Here is a 12,744-nt window from a genome sequence, read left to right as displayed (position 1 = left end):
AACCGGCAAAGCCTTTACGAAAACTAAACACCCCAACTCATTTCGCGCCTTTCGACAATAAGCTGACAGCTCTACCTTCTCCCCACTCGCGAGGAGCACTTCGTTCATGCCTCCTTGCGATTGAGGAGTGATGATGATCGACGTATTAGTAATTGGCGGTGGCAATGCTGCCTTGTGTGCAGCGTTGATAGCTCGAGAGGCCGGCGCTAGCGTCATGTTGCTGGAAGGTGCACCAAAAATCTGGCGCGGCGGCAACTCGCAACACACCCGAAACCTGCGCTGCATGCACGACGCGCCGCAAGATGTACTGGTCGATGCCTATCCCGAAGAAGAGTATTGGCAGGATCTGCTGAAAGTCACCGGTGGGATTACCAACGAAAAGCTTGCTCGTATTGTCATCCGCGCCTCGTCGAACTGCCGTGACTGGATGCGCTCCCATGGTGTGCATTTTCAGCCGTCGTTGTCTGGAGCCCTACATGTTGCGCGCACCAATGCGTTTTTCATGGGCGGCGGCAAAGCGTTGGTTAATGCCTACTTCCGCAGCGCCGAGCAGCTGGGCGTCAAGATCCGCTACAACGCACAAGTCACTGACATTGAGTTGAAGGGTGGAGAGTTCGTCGCGGCGTACATCGGTGAACGTGAGGTCGATGGTCAGCGTTTTCCCGCCGAGCGTATCCAGGCCAAGGCCTGCGTTCTGGCCGCTGGCGGATTCGAATCCAACCGCGAATGGCTCCGCGAAGCCTGGGGTCAAAACGAGCGCGGAGAATGGCCTTCAGACAACTTTCTGATTCGCGGGACGCGTTTCAATACCGGCGTACTGCTTCGGCGCATGCAGGCCCTGGGCGCCGATTTCATTGGCGACCCGACCCAAGCGCACATGGTGGCCATCGACGCCCGTGCGCCCCTGTATGACGGTGGTATCTGTACCCGTATCGATTGCGTATCGCTGGGCGTGGTGGTTAATCGCGACGGTGAACGCTTCTATGACGAGGGCGAAGACTTCTGGCCCAAGCGGTATGCGATCTGGGGGCGCCTGGTCGCGGGTCAACCCGGTCAACAGGCTTACTCGATCATCGACCAACAAGCCCTCGGCCGGTTCATGCCGCCTGTGTTCCCGGGCACTAAAGCCAACTCGCTGGAAGATCTGGCCCGCCAGTTGAAGCTTCCCGTTACTCAATTCGTCAAAACCATCGAGCAATACAACGCGGCCTGCCGCGTCGGCACGTTCGACCACACCGCCCTGGACGATTGCCACACCGAGGGTTTGACGCCCGCTAAAACCCATTGGGCCCGCCCGCTGGTGAAGCCACCGTTCTGCGCCTACCCACTCAAGCCCGGCGTGACATTCACCTATTTAGGTCTCGCTACCGACGAAACCGCCGCCGTTCACTTCAACGACAAGCCTAGCCCCAACCTGTTTGTTGCAGGAGAAATGATGGCGGGCAACGTATTGGGCAAGGGCTATACCGCCGGCATCGGCATGGCCATCGGTACCGCATTCGGTCGCATCGCCGGTGTGCAAGCCGCGGCTGCGGCCGGCTTCCTTACCCCTTCATTCACGGAGCCCCAACATGCAGCTGTTTGATCCCCAGGCACCGGGTCAATTGATACCGGTACTCAACCTTGAAGAAAGTGAAGTCCAGCGACAAATGACCGTTTGCAATGCCTGTCGTTATTGCGAGGGCTTCTGCGCTGTATTCCCGGCCATGACAAGGCGTCTGGAGTTTTCTCAGGCAGATATCCATTACCTGGCGAACCTTTGCCATAACTGCGGTGCGTGCCTGCATGCCTGTCAGTACGCTGCCCCTCACGAGTTCGAAATCAATGTGCCCAAGGCCATGGCCAAGGTCCGCCTCGACACTTACGCCGAGTACGCCTGGCCACAGGTGATGGGCAAGTTGTACCGGCGCAACGGACTGACTTTGGCGCTGGCATCCGGTGCAGGGCTCGCGCTGTTTCTCTGCCTCACGTTGTTGGCGATGGGCAATCTGTTTACCGCAATGCCCGGGGGAAATTTCTACGGGATCTTCCCGCATAACACCCTGGCACTGATGTTCGGTGCGGTCTTCGGTTTCGCGGTACTTGCTTTGACGATTGGCGTGCGGCGCTTCTGGCGCAACGTTTCACCGGCGGATGCGCCCCGCCAGGAAAAGACAGCCGCTGCGCTGGAGGCCACGGCCAACGTCGCCCAACTCAAATACCTGGACGGGGGTCATGGCGAGGGCTGCAATAACGCCGATGATCAATTCACCCAGTGGCGGCGGCGCTTCCACCACTTCACCTTCTACGGCTTCATGCTGTGCTTCGCCGCCACCGGTGTCGCCACGCTCTACCATTTCCTGTTGGACTGGTCGGCGCCCTACCCCGTCCTGAGCTTGCCGGTAATGCTGGGTATCACCGGTGGACTCGGCCTGCTGATCGGCCCCGCAGGCCTGTTGTGGCTGAACCTGCGTCGCCACCCCGAGCACGGCGACGAGAATCAGAAACCCATGGATCGCGGCTTTATCGCGCTGCTGTTTCTAGTTAGCGCCAGCGGCCTCGCACTTCTCGCGTTTCGCGACACCACTGCCCTGGGCCTGCTGCTGGCGATCCATCTCGGCCTGGTCATGGCGTTTTTCCTGACCATGCCCTACAGCAAATTCGCCCATGGCATTTTCCGCAGCGCCGCGCTGCTCAAATACTCCATCGAAAAACGCCAACCGAACCCGATCAACGCTGGAAGCGACTGATCGTTGAGCCATCCATTCCAAAAACAATATTGATCACCACGGTAGCCATGATGAAAACAACAACTCAAGACACCCGATCCAAGGGGTCGAAACTGGGCGCCATCCTGCGTGTCACCAGCGGCAATTTTCTCGAACAGTTCGACTTCTTTCTGTTCGGGTTCTACGCGACCTACATCTCGCAGACTTTCTTCCCTGCCACCAGCGAGTTTGCTTCGCTGATGATGACCTTCGCCGTATTCGGCTCGGGGTTCCTGATGCGTCCGTTGGGCGCTATCGTGCTGGGGGCGTACATCGACAAGGTGGGACGGCGCAAGGGACTGATCGTGACGCTGTCGATCATGGCTGCCGGAACAGTATTGATCGCCTTGGTGCCCGGCTACGCCAGCATAGGCATCGCAGCGCCGATATTGGTGTTGCTCGGGCGACTGTTGCAGGGATTCTCCGCGGGTGCGGAAATGGGGGGTGTTTCCGTGTACCTGGCTGAAATCGCCACGCCCGGACGCCGGGGTTTCTTTACCAGTTGGCAGTCGGCCAGCCAACAAGTGGCAATCATTCTTGCGGCTTCGTTGGGTTATGCGATTAACGCGTCCATGGACGCTGCGGACGTTGCAGCCTGGGGCTGGCGTATCCCATTCTTCATTGGTTGCCTGATTATCCCGTTCATCTTCATCATTCGCCGCTCGCTTCAGGAAACCGATGCTTTCAAAGCGCGCAGCCATCACCCAAGTGCCAGTGAAGTCTTTCGCTCGATGCGCGACAACTGGCGCACGGTACTGGCTGGTGGTCTGTTAGCGTCGATGACCACCACCACGTTCTATCTCATTACCGTCTACACCCCGACTTTTGGCCGGTCTGTACTGAACCTGAGCACCAGCGACAGTCTGGTGGTCACGCTCTTCGTCGGCCTGAGCAACTTCATCTGGCTGCCCATCGGCGGTACGATTTCTGATCGCATTGGTCGCCGCCCCTTGTTGCTGGCGGTCAGCTTGCTGTGCATCTTCACCGCCTATCCCGCCATGCATTGGCTGGCCGCGGCGGCAAGCTTCGAACGACTGCTCGCCGTGCTGCTGTACTTCTCTTTTTTCTTTGGCATTTACAACGGCGCGATGGTTGCGGCATTGACCGAGGTAATGCCGCAGAACGTACGAGTCGTAGGATTTTCACTGGCATTCAGTTTGGCAACGGCTGTGTTTGGCGGTTTTACACCCGCCATCTCAACAATCCTGGTACAGGCAACAGGAGACAAGGCGTCGCCCGCCTACTGGCTGATGTTTGCTGCGGTGTGTGGGTTCACAGCGACGACGATCCTGTATCGCAGGCAAAAAGCAGTGCCAGTCAACGCTTGATCAAAGATAGGTTTCGGCGGAATTCAGGGCTTTGCGCTGAATAGATATCGCGCCCTGGCCTGCATTGAGTCCTCTTCGTCTCAATGCAGGCCAACAACCTACCTATCCTTTCCAGAGCCCTGCTCCACGGTGCCCAAACCTAAAACCAGAGCAAACAACATCACGGGTGCGCGAGGCCGCGATCAGGGGATCACCAAAGAACGATGTCGTAGGTAAAGTAGACCCGGTTGCTGTCTCGGCCACGGGAATAATCCGAACGGTAAACGTAGTTACGCAACCGCACACCCAGACCTTTGAAGGTGCCTTGCTGTACGACGTAAGCCAGTTCGGCATCACGCTCCCACTCTTTTACCGTGGTGTTGGATTTACCGTCGTTGCCGCTCAAATAGCGGGTGGAGAACGTCAGGCCCGGCACACCAACGGCAGCAAAGTTATAGCCGTAATTGAGCATCCAGGTTTTTTCATCTTCCTCGACGAACTTGCCTATCCCGGCGTTGCTGAACGAGTAAACCGTAGCGCCACTGATAAAGGGCAAACCAGCATCACCACTCAGGGTCTGGTATCCGCCACCGAAGGTATGGCCGGAGATGGCGTAGGACAGTTGCCCGCTCAGCATGTTGTTGTCGATCTTGCCGCTGTAGGCAGAACCAGTATCAACACTGTTGAAGTAGCGCAAATCACTGGTCAGCACGCCGCCGCCCAACGGAAGATCGTGCTGGATACCCGCAAAATTCTGACGGTAAAAATTTTCCAACTCGCCGTAGAAGTAACTCAAGCGAATGGTTTTCCCCAGCTTGTATTCGGCCCCTGCGTAGCTGAAGTCGCCTGATTTATCACCGCCATAACCGTCGGGCACAATCGGCATGCTGTCAGTGGAATCACGCTGTTTGAATCGATCCAGGTAGCCCCCGGTGAGGGTGAGGTTGTCGATGTCGACGCTACTGATCTGTGTGCCCTGGAACGTTTGCGGCAATAGTCGCGCATCGTTGTAGATCAGCACCGGAGTCTTGGGTAACAAGGTGCCGTATTTGACCGTGGTCTTGGCCAGTTGGGCCTTGGCGGTCATGCCCAGGCTTGAAAACTCGTCAGCCGCACGTCCGTCATCATGGACGGGCAACAAGCCAGTGCCGCTGCGGCCCCGGCCGGAGTCAAGCTTGACCCCGAGCAGGCCAAGGGCATCCACACCAAGCCCGATGGTGCCGGGGGTAAACCCTGACTGGTAATCCAACAGGAATCCCTGGGCCCACTCGGTTCGCTCGCTCTTCGCCGTCCTTGCCGATTTGGCACTCAAACCATGCTCGTCGCGGAAATTTTCATTGAAATAGACATTGCGCAGTTGCAGCTTGAGCTTGCTGTCATCGATAAATCCTTGCGCACTGGCACTGGCCAGCGGCATCAAACAAAGAAGTGGAAATAGCGCCCGTTGGGTGTGCAAAGTGGTCATGACAAGCTACTCATTGTTGTTTTTTTGGAGTGCAGGACAGCGCGCGCCTCACTGGCGAGGCGCGTCAGGAAAAAGCAAGTGGTATTGGGGGAATCAGGTGAAGAGACTGATCGCCCCGGTCAACAGCGCTAGCGCGGTAATCACCAGGGAAGTGAGCACCGCCCATTTGACGGTGGCTTTCTGGAAGTCGCCGATATCGCGATCAACCATTCCCACCAGCAACAGGGTTGAAGCTACCAACGGACTCATCAGGTGTACTGGCTGGCCGAGAATCGATGCGCGGGCGATCTCCACCGGATCAATGCCATACGCCGCAGCGGCATTCGCCAGGATGGGCACCACACCGAAGTAGTAAGCATCGTTGGACAGGACGAAGGTCAGCGGCATGCTGGTAATCGCCACTACCAGTGGGAACAGATGCCCCCAAGACGGTGGAATCCAGTCAACCAGGGTTTGCGCCAGCGAGTCGACCATCTTGGTGCCGGAAAAAATCCCGGCAAAGATACCGGCGGCAAACACCAGGAGTACGACTGTCATCGCGTTGCCCGAATGGGCAAGGATGCGTTCCTTCTGAATATCCAGTTGCGGATAGTTGATCATCAGCGCCAGTACGAATCCGATCAGGAACAGGATCGCGGAATGCATTATCCCCATCACCAGCGCTACCATCACCACGATCACCAACAGCAGGTTGACGTAGGCCAGTTTCGGGCGCTTGTGCGGAGTATCTTCAAGAATCGCCTTGATGTAGCAATCACCGCCGCCGCTTTCCAGTTGGATATTACCGATACGCTTGCGCTCGGCACGGCCCAGCAGGAAGGCGGTGAAGACCACCCACATTGCACCGCCGATCATGGTCGGCAGCAACGGCACGAAGTAGGCACCGGCATCCAGGCCCAGCGCCGCGATCGCTCGGGTCGCGGGCCCTCCCCAAGGGGTCATGCCACTCATGATGCTCAGAGAAAGCATGGCAATGGTCGCCAGGATCATTGGATTCATCCCGATACGTTTGTACAGGGGAAGCATTGCCGCACAGGTAATCATGTAGGTGGTGGTGCCATCACCGTCCAGGGCTACCAGCAGCGAAAGCAACGCTGTGCCGACCGCGATTTTCATCGGATCGCCGTTGACGCGCTTGAGGATCTTGCGAATCAGTGGGTCAAACAGGCCGGCGTCGATCATCAAGCCAAAAAACAAGATCGCGAACAGCAGGAGCGCGGCCGAAGGCGCGACCATTTTCAAGCCGTCGAGCATCATCTTGCCGGTAGTGCCTCCAAAACCGCCAATGACGGCAAACACAATCGGCACCACTGTCAGGGCGACAATCGGCGACAACCGTTTGGTCATTATCAGCACGGTGAAGACCACCACCATGGCCAAGCCAAGCAATGCGAGCATAGGTAAGTTCTCTTGTTCTTATGAGTAGCGTGGCCGACGCACAGACGCACGACCCCGTGCCCGCCAGATGGCACGATCAACGGTACCTGGCGGGGGGTGTTAATTGAAGTATTGAAGGGGGCTCAATTCAGCCGTGACCGGTTAGACGTGTTCCGTGACCTTCAGGCCGTCCCAGTCCGGCGTCTGGACTTGGGTAGAGGCCACCGCGGGCAAAGGTGTGCCGTCCAGGGTGCGCATCAAGGTCTCGCGGTCGCAGGCGTTCTCCGAGATGGACATCACCACGGTAGCCACCGCGTTGCTCGCCAGACTGGTCAATGCCCGGGCTTCCGACATGAAGCGGTCGATACCGATCAGCAGGGCGAGGCCGGCCAGGGGAATATCATGGATCACGGTGAGTGTCGAAGCCAGCGCGACAAAACCGGCGCCGGTGACACCTGCGGCCCCCTTGGAGGACAAGAGCATGATCGCCAGCATGGTCACGGTCTGGGTCATGCTCAGTTCGATGTTGCAGGCTTGGGCAATGAACACTGCTGCCAGCGAGAGGTAGATCGCCGTACCGTCGAGGTTGAACGAGTAACCCGTTGGCAGCACCAACCCCACCACACCTTTCTTGCAACCCAGGGCTTGCAGCTTTTCCAGCATCCGCGGCATCACAGGCTCAGTGGAAGAAGTCCCCAACACCACCAGGAATTCTTCACGGAAGTAGCGCAGCAGCTTCCAGAGGCTGAAACCATTGGCCCGGCAAATGCTCCCCAGCACCACAAAGACGAAGAACGCGCAGGCGATGTACAACGTCATGATCAACTTGGCTAACGAGCCCAGCGATGTAATACCGTACTGGCCTACGGTGAACGCCAGGGCTCCGAAGGCACCGATCGGAGCGAAGCGCATCAGGTAGGAGAAGATCTTGAACACCATGTGCGAGGCGGATTCCAGTACATCCAGCACCGGCTTGCCACGCTCGCCGATCGCCGAGAGTGCAAAACCGCAAAGCACTGCGATGAACAACACCGGCAGTACTTCACCTTTATTGAAAGCACCGATGAACGTGTCCGGGATGATGTGCATGAAAAACTCGACCACTCCCAGCTTCGCGGCAGAATCGGTGTACTGCGACAGGCCCTTGGTGCTCAACTGGGTGGGGTCAATGTTCATGCCCACACCGGGCTTGAACAGGTAGACCGACACCAGGCCGATGATCAAACTGATCACGGTCAGCGCCAGGAACAGCAGCATGGTCTTGCTCAACAGGCGGCCGAGGGAGCGTTTGTCGCTCATGCCGGCGATGCCGGTGACGATGGTGCAGAAAACCACCGGAGCGATCATCATCTTGATCAGCTTGATGAAGGCATCACCCAGCGGTTTCAAGGCAATGGCCTGTTGCGACCAAAAATGTCCGACCAGCACGCCCAACAGCACGGCGAGGAGGATCTGGAAGTAGAGCGATTTTACAACTTTCATGGCATCACCCATTTTTAGAATTGTGCTGATGCAACAACGGCAATGACTGGGGGAAATTATCCGGCGAGTCGTTGGGAAGCCGCGGCGTAGACAAAACCGGAGAACAGTCGACGCGATGTACGTACCACCGAGGCGCGAATGGTCTCACCCTGATCGCCGGTGTAAGACAATACGACATCTATTCCACCACTTGGATGTTCAATGCGTACTTGCTTCAAGCGCGGCTCGCTAACCCCGCCAAGCAATTGCGCGACCACACTGCCTGGCGTGACGCAAGCGGTGGCCAGGCCGATGGAACCGGTGATCGCCAAGGCCCGGTGGCAGTTGTGGGGCATGAAGTAGCGCACCTGGATTGTGCCGCCGGCCTTGGCCGGAGATACCAGTACGGGCTTGGGAATCACTTTATCGCTGACATCACCCAGGCCCATTGCCAGGCCCGCTTGCAGTCGCAAGGACTCCAGGCGACGCAGGAACTCTTTATCGGCATCCAGTTCAGCAGGGCTTTCATCACCCTGTTTACCCAGTTGGCCGGCTTCGACGATCATCATCGGCATTGCCATGTCGATGCAGGTCACGGGGATACCGTCGATTAAATCCTGCGTTTGCCCCGTCGGGAAAAGTTTGCCGGTCTTGCTGCCCGCAGCATCCAGGAACGTCAGTTGCACAGGAGCGGCGGTACCCGGCACTCCATCGATGGCGGTGTCGCCTTCATAGCTGACCGTGCCACCGGGGGTCTGTACCTCGGCGTTCACAAAAGTCCCGGTATTGAGGTTGCGAATACGCACACGGGTCAGGTCTTTGCAGGCTTTGACCAGCCCCTGCTCGATGGCGAACGGGCCAACGGCGCAGAGCATGTTTCCGCAATTGGGCGCGGTATCGACTCGACGCTGGGAGACCATGACCTGAACGAACAGATAGTCGACATCCGCATCAGGATGCAGCGACGGGCTGACGATCGCCACCTTGCTGGTTTGTGGGCTACCGCCACCGATACCGTCAATTTCCAGCTCATGCCCAGAACCCATAAGGTTGAGCAACAGTTCATCACGCTCTGCGATCGCAACAGGTAAATCCCAGGCGAGGAATACCGGGCCCTTGGAAGTACCACCGCGCATTAGCACACAGGGAATTCGTTGCATGAATACTGACTCTTGTTGATCAATGGGGGTTATTGATGTCTTGTGAGCAAGAGTCGCAGGCTTTCAAAATTGTTTCCAATGCAAATATCAGCCTGATTATTGCGTTTGACGAATGATAAACCTAGGATGACTGGGCTGACCAACGCTCCTCTGAGGGGATAAAAAAAGTGAATTATGAGCTCAATGACATTCGATCTTTCGTGAAGATCGCAGAACTTGGCAGTTTCCACGAAGCTGCCGATGCATTGCATCTCTCTCAACCTGCGTTGAGTCGCAGAATGAAAAAGCTTGAAGAGGGATTGGGAACAGCGCTCCTCGATCGCACGACAAGAAGGGTAAGCCTCACCAGTGTCGGGCGAGACTTCCTGCCCAAGGCACGACGCTTACTGGATGACTTCGACGACTCGATACTCAACATCCGGGAGCTGGCAGAGCGCCAAAGCGGCCGGGTAACCCTGGCCTGCATCCCCACCGCAGCCTTCTATTTTTTGCCATCGGTCATCCGTCTCTACAACGAGCGCTATCCACAAATTCGCATTCGCTTGCTTGACCTGAGTGCGAACGAAGGGCTGGAGGCTGTCCTGCGTGGCGAAGCCGACTTTGGCATCAACATGATGAGCGGCCAGCACCCGGACATAGAGTTCGTGCCGTTGGTCAACGAGCCTTTTGTACTGGCGTGTCGACGCGATCATGAGTTGGCCAAACGAAGCGCCGTCACCTGGTCTGAACTCAGCAATTACCGCCTGATCGGGGTCGGTCGCCTGAGCGGCAACCGAATGTTGCTTGACCACGCTTTGTCGGGCTTGAGCTGGCGCCCGCAGTGGTTTTATGAGGTGCAACACCTGTCTACATCGCTGGGTCTGGTAGAAGCTGGATTAGGCGTTTCGGCAATGCCGAGCCTGGCAATGCCTGCAGTGGATCATCCAACGTTGGTGAGCATCCCTTTGATCGAGCCTGTTGTGAACCGATCGTTGGGACTGGTTTACCGACGAGGCGCCTCCCTCTCCCCTGCAGCGGAAAAATTCGTCTCCATCCTACTGGAACAGTGGGAGCAATGACCCTTGAGTTCCCGCTAGCCTAAGTTGAGAGAAAGGCCGATCGGCTTGGGCGGCTTATCCAGCAAAACGCGCCGGTGCATCAAATCAATGATCACATTTTGGCGCGTGTCAGCCGTAATCGGGTCGCCTCCTACCTGTGACACTCAGCCGCTTACGAATAACACTCGCAGAAATCTAAGCGACTGGATCGTCCGGCACTGTTTTTATCGTACACCCCTTCGATCCTTGGTCTTTACTGCCAAGCGGACAGGAGCGCTCGATTTCGACCTGTCCTTAGGACTTAGTCAACGCCATCTAGGGAATGATCGATGAAGTGCATCCAGTTGAAAGAAAATCATCCGGGAAAAATGCCTAAAAAACGCGTTGCATTTCAATGGACAGCCATTGGGATGTTGGTATTCAGCTTTCCGCTCAGCGGCCTCAGCGCTGCAAAGGCGGCTACTCAAGTCGCAGACACCGTCTATTTCGGCGGCTCTATCTTGACCATGGAAGGTGATAATCCAACCTATGCTGAGGCGATTTCCGTGAAGGACGGAAAGATTCTGTCTGTCGGAAACAAGACTGATGTCCTGAAGGGTCAGGGAGATCACAGTCGCCTTGTGGATTTGAAAGGTAAGGTACTTCTTCCGGGATTCATTGATGCGCATGGCCATGCCTGGACAACGGGCTTTCAGAAACTGTCCGCTAACCTGCTGCCACCTCCGGATGGCGGGGGCAAATCCATTCCAGCGGTGGTAGCTGCGTTGAAAAGCTGGCAGCAAAAAAACGCTGTCGCTATCGATAAGGTTGGCTGGATTGTCGGATTTGGCTATGACGACTCTCAATTGGTGGAGCAGCGCCATCCCAACGCAGATGATCTTGACCAGGTTTCTACCGAGCTGCCTGTTGTCATTATCCATCAGTCAGCCCACCTGGCAGTGATGAATCATAAAGCACTGGAAATGTCCGGCATTTCGGCGCAGAGCACCGACCCTTCCGGCGGCGTGATTCGTCGTACAAGCGACGGTAAAACCCCTGACGGCGTGCTGGAGGAAATGGCGTTTTTCGCCCCGATCTTCAAACTGCTGGCCACTTTTGACCCTTCGGTGAATGAAAAAATTGCCTTGGCCGGTGCCGATTACTACGCACAATACGGATTTACCACGGCCCAGGAAGGCCGAGCCAGCAAAGCGCAGGTAGAGACCTGGCAAAAACTGGCCAGCCAGAAAAAGATGAAGATTGATGTGGCAGCCTATCCAGACCTTCAGGCTGAGCAGGCTTTCATGAAAACGGTTTCTCCGAGTGTCGAGTACGACAACCACTTCCGGATCGCCGGGGTAAAGCTCAGTTTGGATGGCTCTCCCCAAGGACGCACTGCTTGGCTGACAGAACCGTACAAGGTTCCGCCGCCAGGCCAGGCAGCCGACTACAAAGGCTACCCTGCAGTTCCCAAAGCTGAAGATAGAGAAGCGCTTGTCAATCAGGCATTTGAGAGTAACTGGCAGGTGCTTGCCCATTGCAATGGTGATGCTGCATCCGACGCATTCATTGATGCGGTGACAAAAGCCGAAAAAAGGTACGGCAAAGGTGATCGTCGGACGGTGATGATTCATGCTCAGGCTGTTCGTGAAGATCAGTTGGACAAGATGAAATCGCTGGGCATCATCCCGTCTTTCTTCGGCATGCAGACCTTCTATTGGGGGGACTGGCACCGCGATGTGACCATGGGCAAAGAGCGTGCATTTCGTTGGGATCCTGCCGCCTCTGCCATCAAACGCGGAATGCTTTTCACTGAGCATCACGACGCGCCAGTCGCCACACCTAGCGCAATGATGATCGTCTTTGCCTCAGTCAACCGCACCAGTCGCTCGGGAGAGGTGATTGGACCTGACCAGCGCATCAGCCCATACGTGGCTTTGAAGTCCATTACGGCCTCTGCGGCTTATCAATATTTTGAAGAACGGAGCAAAGGAACCTTGCAGCCAGGCAAACTCGCCGACTTCGTTATCTTGAACAAGGATCCTACCAAGGTTGCCCCTGAAACAATCAAGGACATCCAAGTTCTCGAAACGATCAAAGAGGGCGACACTGTCTATCAGGCAGTAGAAGGATAACTATTTCTAGAAGTCGCGGCTTATCGCGGTGTTGGAAGCCGGTAGGTGTGTTTGGCAAACGCTTACGCATGATGCG

9 protein-coding genes are annotated in these 12,744 nt (G+C 56.5%); 5 read left to right on the top strand and 4 right to left on the bottom strand.

What is annotated here, in order from left to right; translation table 11 throughout:
• The first annotated feature begins 133 nt into the window (after positions 1-133).
• The 3 genes from tcuA to AC1Q8Q_RS25690 are packed head-to-tail and all read left to right on the top strand — an operon-like array spanning position 134 to position 4,075.
• Positions 134-1,585, top strand: coding sequence for an FAD-dependent tricarballylate dehydrogenase TcuA (gene tcuA, locus AC1Q8Q_RS25700; protein ID WP_492615672.1), 1,452 nt, complete (start codon positions 134-136; stop codon positions 1,583-1,585).
• Positions 1,572-2,729 (top strand): tricarballylate utilization 4Fe-4S protein TcuB, encoded by a 1,158-nt coding sequence (tcuB, locus tag AC1Q8Q_RS25695; protein WP_168758085.1) that lies wholly within the window; start codon positions 1,572-1,574, stop codon positions 2,727-2,729. Before tcuA ends, tcuB begins: the two co-directional genes overlap by 14 nt.
• 47 nt (positions 2,730-2,776) lie before the next feature.
• The gene (locus AC1Q8Q_RS25690) at positions 2,777-4,075 is read left to right on the top strand and encodes an MFS transporter (protein ID WP_020797486.1); all 1,299 of its coding nucleotides are present in this window, start codon (positions 2,777-2,779) and stop codon (positions 4,073-4,075) included.
• Between the two features lie 190 nt (positions 4,076-4,265).
• Here AC1Q8Q_RS25690 and AC1Q8Q_RS25685 read toward each other — a convergent pair whose 3' ends face one another.
• From AC1Q8Q_RS25685 to AC1Q8Q_RS25670, 4 genes are all read right to left on the bottom strand, one after another.
• Positions 4,266-5,519 (bottom strand): OprD family porin, encoded by a 1,254-nt coding sequence (locus tag AC1Q8Q_RS25685; RefSeq protein ID WP_454865867.1) that lies wholly within the window; start codon positions 5,517-5,519, stop codon positions 4,266-4,268.
• Between the two features lie 93 nt (positions 5,520-5,612).
• On the bottom strand, positions 5,613-6,917 hold the full coding sequence (locus tag AC1Q8Q_RS25680; RefSeq protein ID WP_020797484.1) for a CitMHS family transporter: 1,305 nt from the start codon (positions 6,915-6,917) through the stop codon (positions 5,613-5,615).
• A 141-nt stretch (positions 6,918-7,058) separates the two neighbouring features.
• Positions 7,059-8,390, bottom strand: a complete 1,332-nt coding sequence (gene dctA, locus AC1Q8Q_RS25675) for a C4-dicarboxylate transporter DctA (protein WP_083349080.1) — start codon at positions 8,388-8,390, stop codon at positions 7,059-7,061.
• A gap of 44 nt (positions 8,391-8,434) precedes the next feature.
• Positions 8,435-9,517, bottom strand: coding sequence for a 4-oxalomesaconate tautomerase (locus AC1Q8Q_RS25670; RefSeq protein ID WP_083349079.1), 1,083 nt, complete (start codon positions 9,515-9,517; stop codon positions 8,435-8,437).
• 167 nt (positions 9,518-9,684) lie between these two features.
• On the opposite strand from AC1Q8Q_RS25670, the gene AC1Q8Q_RS25665 reads away from it, so the two are divergent.
• Positions 9,685-10,575 (top strand): LysR family transcriptional regulator, encoded by an 891-nt coding sequence (locus tag AC1Q8Q_RS25665; protein ID WP_020797481.1) that lies wholly within the window; start codon positions 9,685-9,687, stop codon positions 10,573-10,575.
• Positions 10,576-10,883: 308 nt separating this feature from the next.
• Positions 10,884-12,668 (top strand): amidohydrolase, encoded by a 1,785-nt coding sequence (locus AC1Q8Q_RS25660; RefSeq protein WP_492615671.1) that lies wholly within the window; start codon positions 10,884-10,886, stop codon positions 12,666-12,668.
• Positions 12,669-12,744 lie beyond the last annotated feature (76 nt).

Source organism: Pseudomonas sp. GW823-FHT06B06 (genome assembly GCF_058795195.1).
The sequence above is the reverse complement of the archived record's forward strand: the minus strand, read 5'-3'. Positions and strand labels throughout refer to the sequence as shown.